Below are 18,408 nucleotides of genomic sequence, written 5' to 3'. Positions count from 1 at the left end.
TCGGAGTAACCGGGCCCCTGTTTTCGTCGTAACAATGATCCGTTTATTGGAGATCGGGCTATTTAGTCGGTACCTTCGCAACAATTTTTAAAAAAGGTGTCTCATGAAATCTATTATCTTATCGCTCTTTACCCTTCTGGTATTCACCACCGGCTCTGCCCAGCAATTTACAGTCGGACTGAACGGAATGGCCGGCAATCCACAAGGTGAATTCGAAAAAGCCACCGGAAACAAACTCATGTGGGGTGGATCCATTGAAGGATTTGCAGGCCTGGGATGGGCCAATGCCGGATTAAACATCGGATATCTCTATCGGGGCGGGGAATCGTTTCAGCGTTCACTCGGCGGCCCTCAGGGCGTTCCCGTTAACGCAGATGTTGATATTACCAATCAGGCCCTGCTGATCCATCTGGTCGGCCGTCTCCAGTATCCGGAAGGAATGTTCCGTCCATACGTGGAAGGATTTATCGGTGGAACTTTCTTCAGCACTGTCACTTCGGTAAAAGACAGGAACAAGGATGAAGAGATCATCAGTGATACGAATCAGGATGACCTGACCTTCAGCTCAGGCTACGGTGCCGGAATTCTGTTTCAGGTCTGGAAGGATGAGGGTAATTCCATGCAATTGCCCAAACCAGGCGCCATTTTTGTTGACCTGAAAGTGAAGAATACCTTTGGCAATTCAGCCGAGTACCTGAATAAAGCCTCAGATATTTATTTCGACAACAACACCTCGAGCTGGACCACTAAAAACACGCAATCAGAAACCGATTTCATCTCCTGGCATATCGGGGTCTCGGTTATTTTCTGATCTTTCACTTCCTCTAAACCTCCGGGCCGGTTGCCGGTCCGGAAGGTTTCAACTCAGACACCCTTCCCATGTTTCTTCTTTTCCTGCTTTCATCATTCAGCTTTCAACCCGATACCACTCACCTGGCGGCAGCCACCGCACTCTGCCAATCAGCCATCATTGTGGACGGGCATATCGACACACCAAGTCTGATTGAATCCAACCGTGAAACCGATATGATCACCGGTCGGAATTGTTCCGATTTTTCCATTCCGCTTGCCCGGAAAGGGGGGCTGGATGCACCATTCATGTCGATTTACACGCCATCCGGACTTCAGAAAACCCCTGGAGCCAGTTTCCAACATGCCAATTTGCTGATCCGTCTGGTGGATAGTGTCATCACCCGGAACCCGGGGGTGGTTGCGAAAGCCTTATCTCCGGCCGATATCCGTTCAAACACAGCCAACGGACTGATATCACTTCCGCTTGGTATGGAGAATGGCTCTCCGATTGAAGGAAATCCTGAAAACGTGGAGTATTTCTATAAAAAGGGAGTCCGGTACATTACCCTGACTCATGCAACCCATAACCAGATCGGTGGTTCATCATACGACACTTCCCCGACAGGCCGGGACCTGACGGAATTCGGACGGACGGTTATTTCGGAAATGAACCGGTTGGGAATTCTCGTCGATCTGGCTCATGTCACCGATTCCACCTTTTATCAGGCCCTTCGGGAAACAAAGGCCCCACCTGTCATTTCACATTCATCCTGCCGTCATTTCACTCCGGGTTTTGAACGCAATGTGAGTGATGACATGCTCAAGGCGCTGGCCCGGAAGGATGGCATTATCATGATCAATTTCGGAACGTATTTTCTGACCAGGGCCGGAAATTCCTACGGAGACCGCCGCAGGGAACACCTCGACCGTTTTATAAAAGAAAATGCGATCACCAAACGCGATGATCCGGCCGTGAAAGCAGAACGGACACGATGGGAAAAGGAAAATCCATACCCGAGAGCCACCATTTCAGATGTGGCCGACCACATTGATCATGCGGTCAGGCTGGCTGGAATCGATCACGTTGGCCTGGGATCTGACTATGACGGTGTGGGACCAACCCTTCCGGCCGGCCTGGAAACGGCTGCGACTTACCCCAATCTGGTAGCCGAACTCATGCGGCGCGGGTATTCAGAAACAGACATCCGGAAAATTCTCGGAGAGAACTTTCTTCGGGTGTGGGAAACAGCCCTTTCGGTGGTTACCCCCTGAGTTCGGCAAGATTCAGCTGTAACGCCTTGATCCGGGCATAGATGGTCACACGGCTGACACCCAATTTCTCGGCAGTCTGACTGATGTTGCAATTGGTCCTGCGAAGTGTGGTGACCAGCAGTTCATCTTCCGAAACTACCGGGGTGGATTTCTGGGTCACACCTTCCATCTGAACCGCCTCATTCCATTCCGGTTTATCGGCCTGCAGTATCAGCAACCGCATCAGCTGATTTTCAAGTTCCCTCACATTTCCGGGCCAGTGATACCCGGCTAAACTGTCCAGAAAATTCTTCCCCGGCTGCGGGACTTTCACACCCAACTGTCCGGCCAGTTTGCCAAGCAGAACGCCTGTGAGAACGGGAATATCCTCCGGCCGGTTTCTGAGGGGCGGGGTTACCAGCGGGAACACTGCCAGGCGGAAGAACAAATCTTCTCTGAAGGTCCCTTCCACAAGCTTTTTCTTGAGATCCTGGCAAGTGGCAGCAATGACCCGAACATTGATCGGAATGGTTTGAACCCCGCCGACCCGCTCAATCTGACGCTCCTGTAAAACACGCAGTAATTTAGCCTGAAGCGAAAAGGGGAGGTCCCCGATTTCATCGAGAAAGATGGTGCCGCCATCGGCCAGTTCAAACCGGCCGATCCTGCGGTCAGCCGCACCGGTAAAGGCCCCTTTTTCATGACCGAAAAACTCGCTTTCAATCAAATTCTCATTTAAAGCGGCGCAGTTCACGGCTACAAACGGACCACTGGCACGACCACTGGCTGCATGAATGGCCCGGGCTACCAATTCTTTTCCTGTCCCGCTTTCACCCTGTATCAGAACCGAAACATCAACGGGGGCGACTCTGGCAATCAGGTCCTTTAGTGTGGTCATGGCAGGTGAATCACCCACCAGCTGGCCAGCCACCTTTTTGCCCGTACCGGTCCGGACAGGACGGGCCGGTGCCTGCTGACTGGAAACGGCCGATGCTTTTTCAAGAATCTGAAGCAACTGATTGGGATCAACGGGTTTCACGATAAAATCGAAGGCCCCGAGCTTCATGGCTTCCACTGCGACTTCCACGGTGGAAAAAGCCGTCATCATGATCATGACCGGAGCATCTTTACGGGTGCTGAGTTCTCTGATAATTTCCATGCCGGAAACATACGGCATTTTCAGATCGGTCAGGAGCAGATCATACGGATTGGAAGCGAGTTTTCGCAGAGCCTCATCTCCGTTTTCGGCTGTATCGACCTGATAGCCGGCCTTGGTCAGCAGATCAGATAAAAGCAACCGCAGATTTTTCTCATCATCAGCCAACAACAGACGCATACGTGTCTGGTTTTCTGTTTTCACAGGCGCGCCCTTTCAGAAAGCGAAATAATCCATTTTGTAACATGACCGTCATCCAACCGGATGGTCATTCCCATGGCTTCCAGATACCGACGGCATTGGGCCAGTCCGAGGCCCGTGCCGGTTGATTTGGACGTGACAAAGGGTTCGAACAACCTGGCCCGCTGACCGGGTGGAATCCCGGGACCGGAATCAGAGACGATCAGGTTCTCTCCTTCCGAATGGATTTCCATCCGGACACCGGGACCACCGGCTTCCAGTGCATTGTTCAGCAGGTTCTGCAGGGATTGGAGAAGCAGGGATCCATCCGCCCGGATGATCAGATCGGAGGGAACCGAGATTTCCAGTTGCGGATACAACGGTTCAAGCTTTGTCAGCAGGTCACGCAAAGCAACCGGATGCAGATCAGCCCGGACCGGCCGTCCGAATTGCATCAGAGATTCGACCAGGCGGTTCAGCCGGTCGGTTTCCTCGCGGATAATCGGAAGGTAACGTTCCTGGTTATCCATATTGAGAGTGGTGACAGCCAGATGAATACTTGAAAGCGGATTCCGGATTTCATGGGCCAGGGTGAGGGCCAGCTCGCCCAGTTTTGCCAACCGTTGCTGCCGGGCGGCCTTTTCCAACAGATCCAATTGCTGAATCCAGGGAATCAGACGGGCGGTAGCCTGCTGAAGCACTGTTTCATTCACCGGCAGTCTGGACCGTCGCTGCATTGGTTTTTCCACCACCACATACCACGTATCAGTCTCATATTCCACCACCTGCACCCACCAGACCGGAACCGAACCGGTCAGATCTGCAGGAAAGACCGGCGGTGTGCCGGCAGACCAGACCAGGTGATTCCATTGCAGGGAAGAACCAGATACAGGCAGATACCGGAATTCACCTGCCTGATTCCGGTAGCCAATCACCAGAACCGATAATCCGGCATGTTTGGAAACCAGTTCGCGATACAGGGACATAACCGGCTCGAACGCAGGAACCGTGATCAGTTGGCGGTCCAGTGCATTCATGGCCAACTGCTGCCGCCAGGCTTCCTTGAACAACCACCTGGTGATTTCATCATGAATTTCCATGGCATACACCTGCCGGGTGATCGCTGTGTTCATCCAGATAACGGGAACAAGTACAAACCACCACCAGCCCTCAGGCTCGGGAATCAGGGCCAGTCCGGTCATCAGCAACAGATGAAAAACAACCCAGAGCAGCATCACCCTCCGGACCGGAGTTTTTCCCCGGGTGCTGAACAGGCGAAAGCGGAACATGGCCCAGACAATTATAAGCGAGGTCAGAACCACCGCCAGATTCCCGGCTTCCCACCAAGCGGGACCCGGAACAATCAGATCGGAAGAACCACCGACCAGACCAATCAGACCAGCCACCATTAACCAGCGGTACATCTGGCGGTCCCGAGAATCGGTCAGCAACCGGTATTCTCTGATAAAAACCCACAACGATGAACCGATCATCAGGTACAGGCATCCCATGAGAACCAGGGTGAAACCACCAAACTGCGGAGAACCTGGATCCACCATCCCGGGTAAAAGAGCATAGACCGTCAATCCGGCCGATAAACCCGCAAACAGTCCGGTAATCCAGAGTGGCTTCGGTGATTGAATCACCCGGACCGTAAACAGCCAGGATGCGGTACCAATCCATGGGATGCTTTGAAACATGACAATCCGGAAGGCCGGATGCCAACCCAGGGTATCGCCGAGTAAACCCAGATTCCAGATAGCCAGAATGGCCGAAAGAAAGGCAAACCGGCGGTTCAAATCCTTCCCCGGACTCATGAGCAGGATCAGAACGGCCAGATAGCCATTTATGGCGATGGCTGCCACCGACCAGACCGGACTGGTTTGTTCAATAAGTGGCTGAAGTGTTTCGTTCATACGGGTTGTGAAAGTAAACGGTTCTTTATCAGATTGCCAACCAGTTTATTTGCTCAATGACGGCTGGGGTTGTTCCATCCGGAAATCATCGAAATATACTGTTCCCGGCTCCAGAACAGACAGTTCAAACCGATAAGTCGTAAATGGCTCCGGAATGGAATCGGTTACGGTGTATCGGGCCCACTGATTGCTGCTCCCTTTCTGCCGGATTTTTTCTGTCACGCGTCCTTCGTGTGCAGATACGGCGCCCGACCTGATCGATACCACGCCGGTTTGCTTCATCCAGAAAGAAACGGTAATCATTTCACCCGGGGTCACAGGAAGCTCTGTTGCAAGACCAGGTGACAACCGGCCACCCAGCGACCGGCAGTGATCGACATCGAACCGGATTGACTGACGGCCTTCCCTTTTTTCGATGGTATCGGGTCGCAGTGAAAACTCTGCATCGGGAACCGTTTTGGGAGAATACACCTGCCAGTTTACCGGCAAACCATCCTGAAACACTTCAAAACCACCATTTAAACCGGCAGTCAGGTCCTGACGGGTTTCACTCATGGGAGCACAGGCAATCAGGTGGAAGAAGGACAAGATCAATAATACCAGTGCCAGCAGACCAGAAGGCGAAATGGAAAATTCATTACGGATGTTCATAAATTGGCCTTTCATCATTTCTGGTTCTCACTCAGCGGAACGTGATCATCAGAGCGAAGTATGGCAGTTTAACAATATCCGGTCCATTTTCTATAAACTCGGAATACGGTTTCACCGGCTGACCGCCAACCGGTACACTCATCACCGCAAATTCATATTTATCATCAAATAACACACCCGCCTTCAGCGTCAAACCCGAGTGACCGGCAATGAGCACATCGTAAAATCCGCCAACCCCGAAACGGCCGGCAAGTCCCTCACCATAATTGATGGTACCGGTCAGTTCCATCATGGGCAGGGGAATAAACCCGTTCAGACCAATCACCCCGACGTTCAATCCGGGTTTCATTCCGAGGATCGGTTTCATTTCGGTAAACACATACTCATAGTGCAGATCACTCAGCACCATTTTAAAATCGGCATCGGCAACCGGCAGTGAAGACACAGCAAGACCAGCACCCCAGACCCAGCGGGATTTTTTGAGCAGAAGGGTTTCAGATGGGGTGGGTTCCTGTGCAAACAGGGTGGATGTTGCAAGAATCAGCGATAGGCTGAGTAACGTTTTCATGATCGTCTCCTTTGTTTATTGACAGACGATCAACTGTAATGAAAACGGTGTGCCAAACGGCAGAAATGGACCAGAAGCAGGAAAAACGAAGGGTCGGCCTGTTCGTGGTTTACAAGCCTGTAAAGCCGCGCTTTACACCGGGACGTGAAGCTTTACATGCCGTAAACCGAATCGTACCAGTTAACAAATACCTTCAATCCGGCCTGAAGCTGGGTTTTCGGGTCATATCCCAACAGGGATTTGGCACGGGAAATATCAGCAAAGGTGATGTTCACATCGCCGGGTTGCATGGGTTTCCGGTCGAGGACGGGCGTGGTCCCGGTTGCCAGGGCCAGGTGGTGTATCAGGTCAGAAAGCGAAACAGGGGTATGATTTCCCAGATTGATGATTTCATACACCGACTGGTGATCGGTTACGTAGCGGATGGCGCGGGAAATGCCATCCACCGTGTCGGCCACAAAGGTGTAATCCCTTGCCGTGCTGCCATCGCCAAAAACCGGAATGGGCCGACCCGTCCGGATCAGGTGGGTGAATTTGTGAATGGCCAGATCGGGGCGCTGACGGGGACCGTAGACGGTAAAGAACCGCAGGTTGATCATATCGATCCCATACAGATGATGGTAGGTATAATTAAGCAATTCGCACGCCTTTTTTGTAAAAGCATATGGCGAAATCGGATTGCTCACATCCATGTCTTCATGGTATGGTGTCTCTGGTGTGTTTCCATAAACTGAAGAAGAGGAAGCAAAAACCAGTTTATTCCGTTTGCCATCACGCATCCGGTTCAGCAGATTCTGGGTTGCTGTTATATTGGCATCGATATAGCCAAGCGGATCCTGAATCGATGGTCGAACACCCGCCTTCCCGGCCAGATGCACCACCACATCCACTTCATCAACCGGTAACCGGTTCACCATACCGGGATCGGCCAGATTGATTTCGAAAAACTGAAAGCGCGGATTCTGGTGGAATCCCGCCATGTTTCGTTCTTTGATGGTGCGGGGGTAGAACGGATCGAAATTATCAACCCCAACCACATCATGACCATCTGCCAGCAACTTTTCGGTCAGGTGAGAACCAATAAAACCGGCACAGCCGGTAACCAGAATGGTGCTCATTCAGCCACCGCCGGGGAAGTCATGCCAAACCGGTCAAACAGGAACGTGTAAATATCAGCCGTTTCATCGATCACCTTCGAAGTGGGTTTCCCGGCGCCATGTCCTGCCCGGGTTTCCACCCGGATGAGGATCGGATTTTTTCCTTTGTAGGTGTGCTGCAGGGTTGCTGCAAATTTTTTTGCATGGGCCGGAACCACCCGGTCATCGGTATCGGCAGTGGTTATCAGGGTTGCTGGATAGTTCACATCGGGTCTGATGTTGTGCAATGGCGAGTACGCCATCATGAAATCAAACTCCTCTTTGGAATTTTCTGCATTGCCATATTCCGGAATCCAGTAATGACCCACCGACAAGCGATGGTAGCGCAACATGTCAATCACCGGCACCTGGCAAACCACCGCCCCATACAGATCCGGGCGCTGGGTCATGGCTGCTGCAACCAGCAGGCCGCCATTGCTTCCTCCGTTGATTGCCAGAAGGGAAGGTGAGGTATATTTCTCTGCAATCAGATACTCTGCAGCGGCATGAAGGTCATCAAAAACATTCTGTTTTTTCCCGAGCATGCCCGCCTGATGCCAATCTTCGCCATACTCACCACCGCCACGAAGATTGGCCAGCGCATACACACCCCCGGCTTCAAGCCAGACCAGCCGTCCGATGGAAAAGGAGGGAGTCAGGCTGACGTTAAATCCGCCATAGCCGTACAGCAGCACCGGATTCTGACCATTCAGATCGAGTCCCTTTTTGTAAACGATGAACATGGGGATTTTAGTGCCATCCTTCGATGGGTAAAACACCTGTTTGGTTTCATAAGCCGCCAGGTCGAACCGGATATCCGGCTGACGGAACACGGTCATGGCTCCGGCGATAAAATCGTACCGGAAGATGGTGGATGGATACGTGAATGACGTCAGGGTAATAAACATTTCCCGATCGGTTGATCGAGAGGCACTCAGGCTGATGGTTCCGGGAACCGGAAGTCCGATCTCACCGATACCGGTTCCCTCGGTTGAGAAAACCCGGATCTGATGACGGGCATCCTTCATGTAAGTGGCGATAAACTGGTTATTCACCACAGTGATGTTATCGAGCACCTCGGTTTGTTCGGGGATTATCGTTTTCCACTGGGACGGATCGGGTTTGGTCAGATCAATGGCGACCAGCCGGTACCGGGGTGCATCCAGATTGGTCATCACATATAAAAGAGTGCCCGAACTGTGAACCGGGGAATAGCTGGCATCTTTTTTATCGAGCAGTTTAATAAACGGTTTGTTGTTTCTGAGGTCGCGGATGTACAGACGGTTGCGGGGATCGGTTCCTTCCCAGACGTACAGAATCAGATAATTTCCATCTTCGGTGATGATGGGACTGAACCCGCGGGTTTTAAACTCGGGTTGTTCAAAGACCAGCTGATCTTCAGACTGGGGTGTTCCGAGTTTATGGAAATACACCCGGCTGTACATGTTTTCATCTTCTTTGGCAACTGTGCCGGGTTCGGGATACCGGTTATAAAAAAATCCGGAATTATCGGGAAGCCAGGCAATGGAGGTGAACTTACACCATTTAATCACATCCTCAAGATCTTCTCCGGTGGCTACCCGCCGGATCTTCACTTCCTGACGGTCACTTCCACCCGATGATAATCCATAAGCCAGATAGGCGCCGCCTTCAGACAATGAGGTAAGGGAAAGCGAAACCGTTCCATCTTCACTCAGTTTATTCGGATCGAGCAGAACCTGAGGCTCACCACCGGGTCCGTTCTGCCAGTACAGAACCGACTGATTCTGAAGTCCGTCATTTTTGAAAAAGAAATACCGGCTTCCCTTTTTGGATGGGGCAGAAAATTTCGGGTAATTCCATAATCCGGTCAGGCGGGAATGAATGGACTCACGCTTTCCGCTGCCATCCAGAACGGATCGGGTGAGGACGTTCTGGGCATCGACCCAGGCCATGGTGGATGAATCGGCCGGATTTTCCATCCACCGGTAGGGATCGGCGACGATGGTTCCGAAAAAGGTATCCTGCACAGCTCCGCGCTGAGCCTCCGGATAGGTGGGTGTCTGTGAACAACTACTCATAATCAGTGCGCTGACGAACAGTCCTAAGCGTGCGAAGGTTGACATAAGTTCCCCGTAAACTGTAACCGTATTTTAATTCACAGGCAAATATACTGCATTGAACAAACCAATACCCTTCCTTATCTTTTTTTCACCAGTCGGAAGGAACACATGGTCTCGTCGGATGCAGAATTAAATCACTGGTTACAGAAGGTGTGGGAGGCGTTGGAATTCGGGTCAAGTTTTTCCCGGCATCCCTTCCATTTCCCGGTTCTGACCACCTTTAACGGCAGGCAACCGGTTGGTCGCACCGTTGTCCTGAGGGAATCGTCACAAGCCAGCCGTCAGCTTGGAATTTATACCGACATCCGGTCGGTCAAGGTGAATCAGATCAGGAAATTCCCCGATGTGGGTCTGGTATTCTGGGACATGCAGGAAGGCATTCAGGTTCGTGTACAGGGCACTGCCTCCCTCAGAGTTCCCACCAAATCCATCCGTACAATCTGGGAACAACTGAAGCCGGAAAGTAAACTGAATTACCGTACCCGGCTTTCACCGGGAACACCCGTCACCCATTATCAGGATGCCTATCAGGAAGTCATACCCGAGGCCATGGAAAATCTCGGAATTATCGATGTGCTTATCACCGAAATTGATTGGCTGAAACTGTCAGTGGATGGCCACCTCCGTGCACAGTGGCTCTGGTCCGATTCCCGGTTTCAGGGGACCTGGGTCGTTCCCTGATCAGGAAATCAGGGCCAAAAGATCTTTCAGAGCATGATTGCCACCAGTGAGAATAATTCCCACTGGGCCCTCCTCCCTTTCCACTTTTCCGGTTAGCAGAGCCGCCAGTGGCACCACCGAGGATGGCTCGGCCAGTAAACGGAGTTCATTCACACAAAAGGACAATGCCTGCCTGATCTCGTCTTCCTCAATCAGAACTATCCGTCCGACTCCCTGACGGATGATGGGAAAATTCACATCCCCCAACTGGGACCGCAACCCATCGGCAATGGTATCGGGTGCCTGGACCGGAACCAACTGTCCGGTTTTCAGGGACTGGTAGGCATCGGCGGCGCGTGCCGGTTCGGCAGCCACCACCACCGTTTCCGACCCGGAAGCCTGAATTCCCAGAATCGTTCCCGCCAGTAATCCTCCTCCTCCCACAGGAACCAGTACTGTACGGATGGAGGGTTGACTGGTCAGCAATTCCAGAACCGCAGTCCCCTGCCCGGCAATGACCCCTGGATCGTTTGAGGGATGAATAAAGACCGCCCCGGTCGACTCCATTTCACCATGGCAGATTTCTTCCCGTTCAGCCACAGACGGACCGCTGAAAACCACACGGGCGCCAGCTTCACGGACGGCATTGATTTTCCGTTGAGGTGAAGCTTGCGGCATTACCACGGTGCACGGTAATCCACGGCTGGCCGCAGCCACCGCCAGGGCAGTACCATGATTGCCTGATGAATGGGTGATCACTCCACGGCTGGCTTCCTCCGGAGAAAGCGATAAAACGGCATTCAAGGCCCCCCTGATCTTAAAGGATCCGGATGGCTGAAACAATTCACATTTAATAAATACCGGAGAACCCAGCCGTCTGGTCAGGGAATCCGACCGGAGGACCGGCGTTGGATCGAGGAATGGCTTTAATCGTTCTGCGGCCTGCCGCACAAGGTCATGGGTCATGATCATACAATATTACTGGCCAGAATCTGGATGGGCAATCGGAGGGAAGCCATGCAAGGCGCAGGAAAGATAACCCGCTGATCAGTCAGTGGAGCTGAAAAGGATCCCGAAGGAGAGGATTGACAGGAAGGAAAAAACCGGGGCTTTCCGGTATCGGTCAGCCCCGTTGGAAGAACAGATTACCCAAGATAGGATTTCAGCGCTTTGCTTCGTGATGCATGGCGAAGCCGGCGGATGGCTTTTTCCTTGATCTGGCGGACGCGTTCCCTGGTGAGGCTGAACCGTTCACCGATTTCCTCAAGTGTCAGAGAATGTTCACGGTTTAATCCGAAATACAGACGGATCACTTCAGCTTCCCGTTCACTCAGGCTTCCGAGAGCCCGTTCAATTTCGATTTTCAGGGATTCCACTTCGAGTGATGAATCGGGAGCCGGCTGGTGGTCATTGGCAAGAACATCGAGCAGACGGTTGTCTTCACCCTGTGCAAAAGGTGCATCAACCGACAGGTGTCTTCCTGCAATTTTCAGGGTCTCGGCCACATCCGACTGGGTCATGTCGAGCTGTTCAGCAATCTCCTCGGCGTTGGGTTCCCGTTCGAATTCCTGCTCGAGGTTCGAGAAGGCCTTTCCGATTTTATTGAGAGCGCCTACCCGGTTCAGCGGCAGCCGGACAATCCGGGACTGCTCGGCAAGAGCCTGAAGAATGGACTGACGGATCCACCAGACTGCATAGGAAATAAATTTGAATCCGCGGGTCTCATCGAACCGCTTGGCGGCTTTAATCAGACCCAGGTTTCCTTCATTGATCAGGTCACCCAGAGAAAGACCCTGATTCTGATACTGCTTTGCAACCGATACCACGAAACGCAGATTGGCCTTGGTCAGTTTTTCAAGCGCGATCTGGTCGCCGTTTTTAATCCGGACCGCCAGATCAATTTCTTCATCTGGGGTCAGCAGCTCGACCCGACCGATTTCCTGAAGGTAACGGTCGAGAGAGGCGCTTTCGCGGTTGGTAATCTGTTTACTGATTTTTAACTGACGCATAGTCCCTTAATCCACTCTTTCACTCATATCCACACGTGTAACGATTCCGACGATGGAGGCATCGACGGGTGCCATGTCCACTTTCATGGGGATCACCGCTTCACTGCTGGTCACCACCAGAACACGTTCGCCGATGCTGGCACCAATGGTATCGACTGCAATCACCGGCTGTCCGTCCTTCTGACCTGAAAACGTCAGGGGTTGAATCAGCCGCATCTTGCTGCCGGTCAGATGGGAATCCTTTCGGGTTGCCCAGATGGATCCGATCACCTCAGCGTAAAACACTCAGGTCCACTCCGCATCCAGTTTGTCGATTATGGCCATGACCACCGCATCCACCGGTTTATTGCGGGTGATGTCAGTCTGGCGCGCCGAAGAACCCGAAGCGACCAGTACCATTTCACCCACTCCGGCCCCGACACTGTCGACCGCTATAACAAACTTATCCTGCAGTTGGTAATGCAGATCGGCCTGCCGTATTACCAGCAGTTTCATACCGGTCAGCCCGGGATCTTTCCGGGTCGCCCAAACGGTTCCGACAACCTTACCGATGATCATGCCGGTCGGCCGCGATCAGGCGAAAACTTCTTTTTCGTTACACTTGCAGACTTTGTGGAAACGCTCTCCGAATTTCACACCGCCGCTGCGATCATCTTTATATGCATTGATCAATTTGATCGGGGTGATTTCTGAGTTGCATACCGGGCAGATTTTCTTTTTGGAAGCTGCCTTTGCGGTCTTATCTGCAAACTGGTTCTTTGCCATGGTTGTATTCCTTCCGGATTTTCGTTCAGTTTAGTTTTTCAATCCCGACCGGTTTCCCCGATCAGGTGGTTTTAATATTGTTTCCGCCTTGTTCACGGGCCCGGTCCAGGGCCGCGCGCGCGCCGGTCATCATCGCTTCCAGTGATGGTTTTTCCCGTTTAAAACGCGAAATTCCCACACTGACGGTCAGAGCCAGCTCGGTACGGTCCAGACGAACCGGTGTACTGGCCAGACTTTCCCTGATTTTTCCGGAAATCAGGTGAGCCGAATTGGCTTCAGTATGAACCATCAGCGCCCCGAAGGTGGCAGGGCCCACACGGCCAAGCCAGTCGAAATTGCGCAGATTCAGATTCAGAATCCGCGCCAGCAAGCGGAGCGCTTCCTCTCCGATAAGTGGTCCGTGTTCCGATTCCAGTTCTTCAAACCGGTCGATTTCAAAAAGGACCAGACAGCAGTCATATCCGACCCGGGCTGCCCGTACCAGTTCGACCGATACCTGTTCGGTGAAAAATCCCAATCCGTACAAGCCGGTTGTTTCATCATAAATCCGCTGGTGATTCACCTGAGCGGTCAGTAACAGATTTTCAATGGCCAGACCCGTCATATAACCGGTCTGTTCAAGTGCCTGAACATGAGCATGGGTGAACCACCCTCTCACTTCATGTTCCAGTAACAGAGCTCCATAGCATTTCTGGTTCGAAAAAACCGGGACAGCCAGCAGGCTGTTGTTCATTGCAATGGCCTCGCCGGGATGAAACCGGTACCGGCCATCCAGGCTGGCTTCGGTGCTTTTCAGAACCACCGGGCGCAGCGATCGCATGACGCCACCAATGATGCTGTGATCAAGTGCAATGTCACTGCCCTCTTCAATCCAGGGCTGATCACCGCGACTGATCGATTTCTGAACCGATAAACGGCCTTCCTCATCAAAACAGACCACGGCCGCATAGGAGAACTCCATGAGTTCACCAATGAGTTCCGCCAATTGGCGGATAATGCCGGAAACTTCACGCTCACGACCCAGTTCTATCATATATAGACTGGTCTGCCGTGCTGCCTTTCCGGTAAATTCCAGATCATCTTTACCGGAATAGATATAGACCAGATGCGACACCAGATCGGCCAGCCGGTTAAAGACCGACAATTCTTCGCCGCCAAAACAGTCGGCCCGCAGGCTGTCTGCCCCGAACACCGCACAGACTTCCTCGCCGAAAAAGACCGGCACCCCTGCAAAAGACTGAATCTTTTCGGGAAAGGAATAATACCCTGCACACCGGGCGGCTTCTTCTGCCGTTAACCGGAACCGGATCACCGGTTTCCGGCCGTCTGCCACCATCTGAAGAAACTGACCTTCTATAAAAGGAAGGCGTTCCTCGGCCGAAAAAACACCCGAATCGGTAATGGACGACTCCAGGACAAACTGTTTCCGGTTGCGGTTCACCCAGAACAGAAAAACCGAATGAACATCAAGGGATTCCTTCACAATCCAAAGCACCTGCTCAAGGGCCTTGTTGATGTCGGAACCCGACTCTCTTCCGGTCTTAAACACCGGCGGCTTTATAGCCGCGCCCGGACCTTCACCCGGCCGGTAAGGCCTGGGTTGACTCACCCCTTCCGCAAAGCTCCCCGCATGGGGCTGCTCCTGATCCGGCATCCGGTCTGAGCCCGGATTCTGAAGCTTTTTGAAAAAGGACATCTGGTAAACCCGTTTTCAGTGGAAACAATTTTCCATCGTAACCTGCTAAATTAGAAGGGATTTGGCATAAAGTCAAAGCAAACCAATCGCCAAAGAGAGCATGAAACACCCCGAAAAACCACCTAACTCATTGAATGACAACCACTTAAGAATCATTTCCGGAACTGAAAAATTCTATTGACATAAAAAAATCATTCCCGTATCTTTGTGCTCCCTTTAAAAACGGGGTGTAGCGCAGCCTGGTTAGCGCGCCTGCCTTGGGAGCAGGAGGTCCCGAGTTCGAATCTCGGCACCCCGACCACTCGGTCCACACGTGGCCAGGGGTATTGCGTCGGAAATTTTTGTTATCTATCTTTGCAGTCCTTTGTGCCCGTAGCTCAACCGGATAGAGCATCAGCCTTCTAAGCTGAGGGTTACAGGTTCGACTCCTGTCGGGCATGCGAGCACACACCACGGTGGGCATAGCTCAATTGGTTAGAGCGCCAGATTGTGGCTCTGGAGGTTGTGGGTTCAATTCCCATTGCTCACCCCACTGATTGGATTTGACATAACGGCCTGTTCGACTAGGGGTTTAGGTCATCGCCCTTTCACGGCGGTAACACGGGTTCGAATCCCGTACAGGCTACAAAAAACGGCTGGTGAAAACTGGCCGTTTTTGTTTTATCCCTCAATACCTCAGTTCAATGACCAGTTCGGCCAGCCGGGATTCCTTGGCAGCACCTTTCGAATGATTCAGCAGGTCCACATCCAGAATCATTTTACTTCCCTTTTTAAAAGTCCAGGCCAGGCCGGTAATCATCCGGTTGCTTTCTTCGTTAACCAGGGTTCCCGACTTTTCCACATGATCATGACGACCGAAAACACTCAATCCGGTTTCCCACAGTTTCACATCGCCAAAAACAGAATAACCAATCATGGGAACTGCATCTTTCGGACGTCCGGTTTCCACAACCTCGCCGCCATAGGTTCCTTTCCCCGAGAACTGTTCAGCCGTCAGCGTTAACCAGGCCGACTCCCAGGAAAGAAACCCACTCAGATAATGCCAGTCCGGCGCTGACTCGGTATTCCCCCTGCCGCTCGCCCCATGAACCGACACCTGAAATCCGGGTACATAATCAGGAACCGGACGGAGACTTAAACGGCCCTGAACGGTCTTGTTGGCGTTTTCTTCCAGAGCATGATAGCCGCCTCCGTTAAAGATGCCGACCGAAAAACTTCCCCACCGGCCTGCGTTGGAAGACTGAACCGTCCTTTGATACTCTTCATCCATTTCGCCCCCGAGCATTGACATCAGTACAATGCCGTAATCGGCCGATCCCACCACATTTGCCCGTTCCATAAACATGGTGCCCTGAACCCGGTACCTGTTGATCGATTGTTCAAAGTCGATCCAGGGAGTGTGAACCATTCCAAACTCCAGGTAGGGTTTGTGAAAAAGCGCCATCGATTCCAGATTCATTTTCAGGTACAGATACTTTAACCTGACTTCCACATCGCCTTTACCGTCACCTTCCTTATCCACTGTGATATCGGTGGTGATTTTACCGGAAAAGGTGTCGTCTATTTTTTTCCGGATATCCACGTAACCACGTTTCAGCAGGAACTCATCTTTTGCCGACTGTTTGTCGGTCCCGGCCACATATCCCAGAAACCATTGCATGCTGATATCCAGCCCGGAAAGGGGGGTGGCTGGCGGTGGGGTCGCAACTGGCTGTGCAAGCAACCCGCTGGCGGAACTGATACAAATGAACAAAGCAATCCGGATCACCGGAATGGATCGTAAACGCATAGAGGAAATCCTGTCTTTAAATCTTGCAGCCAGTAAGGCCTGCCATTACACACACAATTGGCCGGATGGTCTGCAAAGATCGGGAAACCGGGCCGGGAAAAGTCAACCCGGAGGAAGAAGCCGGACGAGGGATGGGATCAGGCTGCGGTTTTTGCGGTACTCGGCAATCAGACGATCAAAGGTGGTTTCCGAAATAAACCGGATCAGCGGTTCACGAAGCGCTTTCCACTGATTATGAAGGGCACAGGGATTGGCCTCTGAGCAGAAGGCAAGTCCAAGCGCGCATCCATCCCAATGGTTGGCCGGATCGAACTGGAGTTTGATTTCAAGCAGGGTGATTTCATCGGGTTTCCGAAGAAAACGGTAACCACCCGATTTCCCGATAATGGATTCGAGCAGTCCCTGTTTGACGCACTGATTCAGCAATTTGAGGGTCAGGGCCCGGGGAAGTTTGGTTTGCTTCAGGATGGTTTCCACCGATACAAAGGTGGGGGCGGGCCAGGGATCACCGATTACCAGCAGGGCCCTGATGAGATATTCAGTCTTTTTGGAATAGAACATAGGCAAAAATGATAGGAAGCTAATTTCCCGATTTAAAATGGTATCTGAAAGGGTGTCAGATTAAAACATCATTACAGTAAACCGGGTTCGATTTGATAAGTTATTTAAAAAACCTGACTTTTGTGGTTATGTCTGTTTCACCCCTGCTCGACAAAACGGTTTCCACTCAGGAAAAAGATGCCGAAGCGGCCCTGAGGCCGAAATCGTTCGATGACTTTGTCGGTCAGCAAAAGATCATTGATAACCTGACGGTCTTTGTAACCGCCGCCCGCCGTCGCAGAGAAGCGCTCGATCACGTGCTGCTGTTCGGTCCGCCGGGATTGGGGAAAACCACCCTGTCGTACATCATCGCAAACGAAATGAACGCCCGGATCGTTTCAACATCGGGCCCCGTGCTGGATAAACCTTCCGACCTGGCAGGCCTGCTCACCAATCTCGAAGCCGGCGATGTGCTTTTTATTGATGAAATCCACCGTCTCAATCCGGTGGTCGAAGAGTATCTGTATTCGGCCATGGAAGATTTTCAGCTCGATATCATGATTGATGCAGGCCCCAATGCCCGCAGTGTGAAACTCGGATTACCCCGATTCACCCTGGTTGGAGCTACCACCCGGTCCGGTCTGCTCACTGCACCCCTTCGTGCCCGGTTTGGGATCAACTTCCGTCTGGATTACTACGATCATCAGCTTCTCTATAAGATCATCAACCGGTCAGCCGGACTGCTGGGCGTTCCGGTCGATCCGGATGGCGCCATGGAAATTGCAAGACGCTCCCGGGGAACCCCCCGTATCGCCAACCGTCTGCTTCGCCGCACCCGCGATTTCGCCGAAGTGAAGGGCAAAGGCCGCATTGACAAGCCCATTGCTGACATGGCCCTGAATGCCCTTGATGTGGATCATCTCGGACTCGATGAGATGGATAAACGGATTCTCGTCACCCTGAACGACAAATTCTCGGGCGGACCGGTCGGGATCAACTCTCTGGCCGTGGCAGTGGGCGAAGAGGCCGGCACCCTTGAAGAAGTGTATGAACCCTACCTGATTCAGGAAGGCTATCTGGTCCGCACCGCCCGCGGACGCGAAATCACCCGGCTGGCCCGTGAGCAGCTTGGACTGAAACCCCGACCCAAAGGGGGCGCCGATCTTTTTTCGGAGCCCGGTTGATCATCTGACTAAA

The 18,408-nt window shown here is 52.4% G+C and carries 18 protein-coding genes and 4 tRNA genes; 8 read left to right on the top strand and 14 right to left on the bottom strand.

Annotated features, from left to right (window positions below):
* The first annotated feature begins 103 nt into the window (after nucleotides 1-103).
* A complete protein-coding gene (locus tag HUU10_07705) occupies nucleotides 104-811 on the top strand; it encodes a hypothetical protein (GenBank protein NUQ81478.1) in 708 nt (235 codons plus the stop codon).
* A 68-nt stretch (nucleotides 812-879) separates the two neighbouring features.
* The gene (locus tag HUU10_07700; GenBank protein ID NUQ81477.1) at nucleotides 880-2,064 is read left to right on the top strand and encodes a membrane dipeptidase; all 1,185 of its coding nucleotides are present in this window, start codon (nucleotides 880-882) and stop codon (nucleotides 2,062-2,064) included.
* Here the strand turns inward: HUU10_07700 and HUU10_07695 are convergent.
* From HUU10_07695 to HUU10_07670, 6 genes are all read right to left on the bottom strand, one after another.
* Nucleotides 2,054-3,379, bottom strand: a complete 1,326-nt coding sequence (locus tag HUU10_07695) for a sigma-54-dependent Fis family transcriptional regulator (GenBank protein NUQ81476.1) — start codon at nucleotides 3,377-3,379, stop codon at nucleotides 2,054-2,056. The genes HUU10_07700 and HUU10_07695 overlap by 11 nt on opposite strands.
* Nucleotides 3,380-3,399: 20 nt before the next feature.
* Nucleotides 3,400-5,295, bottom strand: coding sequence for a hypothetical protein (locus tag HUU10_07690; protein NUQ81475.1), 1,896 nt, complete (start codon nucleotides 5,293-5,295; stop codon nucleotides 3,400-3,402).
* A 45-nt stretch (nucleotides 5,296-5,340) separates the two neighbouring features.
* The gene (locus HUU10_07685) at nucleotides 5,341-5,964 is read right to left on the bottom strand and encodes a hypothetical protein (protein ID NUQ81474.1); all 624 of its coding nucleotides are present in this window, start codon (nucleotides 5,962-5,964) and stop codon (nucleotides 5,341-5,343) included.
* 13 nt (nucleotides 5,965-5,977) lie between these two features.
* Nucleotides 5,978-6,514 (bottom strand): hypothetical protein, encoded by a 537-nt coding sequence (locus HUU10_07680; GenBank protein ID NUQ81473.1) that lies wholly within the window; start codon nucleotides 6,512-6,514, stop codon nucleotides 5,978-5,980.
* 152 nt (nucleotides 6,515-6,666) lie between these two features.
* Nucleotides 6,667-7,632, bottom strand: a complete 966-nt coding sequence (locus tag HUU10_07675) for a GDP-mannose 4,6-dehydratase (GenBank protein ID NUQ81472.1) — start codon at nucleotides 7,630-7,632, stop codon at nucleotides 6,667-6,669.
* A complete protein-coding gene (locus HUU10_07670; protein NUQ81471.1) occupies nucleotides 7,629-9,710 on the bottom strand; it encodes a S9 family peptidase in 2,082 nt (693 codons plus the stop codon). Before HUU10_07670 ends, HUU10_07675 begins: the two co-directional genes overlap by 4 nt.
* A 150-nt stretch (nucleotides 9,711-9,860) precedes the next feature.
* Here HUU10_07670 and HUU10_07665 point away from each other — a divergent pair, with 150 nt between their 5' ends.
* The gene (locus HUU10_07665; GenBank protein ID NUQ81470.1) at nucleotides 9,861-10,433 is read left to right on the top strand and encodes a pyridoxamine 5'-phosphate oxidase family protein; all 573 of its coding nucleotides are present in this window, start codon (nucleotides 9,861-9,863) and stop codon (nucleotides 10,431-10,433) included.
* Here HUU10_07665 and HUU10_07660 read toward each other — a convergent pair whose 3' ends face one another.
* The 6 genes from HUU10_07660 to HUU10_07635 all read right to left on the bottom strand — a co-directional run bounded on the left by HUU10_07660 (nucleotide 10,434) and on the right by HUU10_07635 (nucleotide 14,882).
* Nucleotides 10,434-11,378 carry a threonine/serine dehydratase gene (locus HUU10_07660; GenBank protein NUQ81469.1) on the bottom strand — a complete coding sequence of 315 codons (945 nt, stop codon included), beginning with the start codon at nucleotides 11,376-11,378 and terminating at the stop codon, nucleotides 10,434-10,436.
* A gap of 179 nt (nucleotides 11,379-11,557) precedes the next feature.
* Nucleotides 11,558-12,421, bottom strand: coding sequence for a sigma-70 family RNA polymerase sigma factor (locus tag HUU10_07655; GenBank protein NUQ81468.1), 864 nt, complete (start codon nucleotides 12,419-12,421; stop codon nucleotides 11,558-11,560).
* Nucleotides 12,422-12,427: 6 nt separating this feature from the next.
* On the bottom strand, nucleotides 12,428-12,706 hold the full coding sequence (locus HUU10_07650; GenBank protein NUQ81467.1) for a EutN/CcmL family microcompartment protein: 279 nt from the start codon (nucleotides 12,704-12,706) through the stop codon (nucleotides 12,428-12,430).
* A complete protein-coding gene (locus HUU10_07645; protein NUQ81466.1) occupies nucleotides 12,707-12,979 on the bottom strand; it encodes a EutN/CcmL family microcompartment protein in 273 nt (90 codons plus the stop codon).
* A gap of 15 nt (nucleotides 12,980-12,994) precedes the next feature.
* On the bottom strand, nucleotides 12,995-13,186 hold the full coding sequence (locus tag HUU10_07640) for a hypothetical protein (GenBank protein ID NUQ81465.1): 192 nt from the start codon (nucleotides 13,184-13,186) through the stop codon (nucleotides 12,995-12,997).
* Nucleotides 13,187-13,247: 61 nt separating this feature from the next.
* On the bottom strand, nucleotides 13,248-14,882 hold the full coding sequence (locus HUU10_07635) for a diguanylate cyclase (protein NUQ81464.1): 1,635 nt from the start codon (nucleotides 14,880-14,882) through the stop codon (nucleotides 13,248-13,250).
* A gap of 223 nt (nucleotides 14,883-15,105) precedes the next feature.
* On the opposite strand from HUU10_07635, the gene HUU10_07630 reads away from it, so the two are divergent.
* The 4 genes from HUU10_07630 (at nucleotide 15,106) to HUU10_07615 (ending at nucleotide 15,507) form a co-directional block, all read left to right on the top strand.
* A tRNA-Pro gene (locus HUU10_07630) sits at nucleotides 15,106-15,183 on the top strand.
* Between the two features lie 65 nt (nucleotides 15,184-15,248).
* A tRNA-Arg gene (locus HUU10_07625) sits at nucleotides 15,249-15,322 on the top strand.
* A gap of 15 nt (nucleotides 15,323-15,337) precedes the next feature.
* Nucleotides 15,338-15,414: transfer RNA gene (locus HUU10_07620), tRNA-His, on the top strand.
* A 20-nt stretch (nucleotides 15,415-15,434) separates the two neighbouring features.
* Nucleotides 15,435-15,507, top strand: a tRNA-Glu gene (locus HUU10_07615).
* 42 nt (nucleotides 15,508-15,549) lie between these two features.
* Here the strand turns inward: HUU10_07615 and HUU10_07610 are convergent.
* Complete coding sequence (locus tag HUU10_07610; protein NUQ81463.1) at nucleotides 15,550-16,671, bottom strand: hypothetical protein; 1,122 nt, start codon at nucleotides 16,669-16,671, stop codon at nucleotides 15,550-15,552.
* Between the two features lie 102 nt (nucleotides 16,672-16,773).
* On the bottom strand, nucleotides 16,774-17,232 hold the full coding sequence (locus HUU10_07605; GenBank protein ID NUQ81462.1) for an Rrf2 family transcriptional regulator: 459 nt from the start codon (nucleotides 17,230-17,232) through the stop codon (nucleotides 16,774-16,776).
* 128 nt (nucleotides 17,233-17,360) lie between these two features.
* Here HUU10_07605 and ruvB point away from each other — a divergent pair, with 128 nt between their 5' ends.
* On the top strand, nucleotides 17,361-18,395 hold the full coding sequence (ruvB, locus tag HUU10_07600) for a Holliday junction branch migration DNA helicase RuvB (protein NUQ81461.1): 1,035 nt from the start codon (nucleotides 17,361-17,363) through the stop codon (nucleotides 18,393-18,395).
* Nucleotides 18,396-18,408: the final 13 nt, after the last annotated feature.

Source organism: Bacteroidota bacterium (assembly GCA_013360915.1).
GTDB lineage: Bacteria > Bacteroidota > JABWAT01 > JABWAT01 > JABWAT01 > JABWAT01.
The sequence above is the reverse complement of the archived record's forward strand: the minus strand, read 5'-3'. Positions and strand labels throughout refer to the sequence as shown.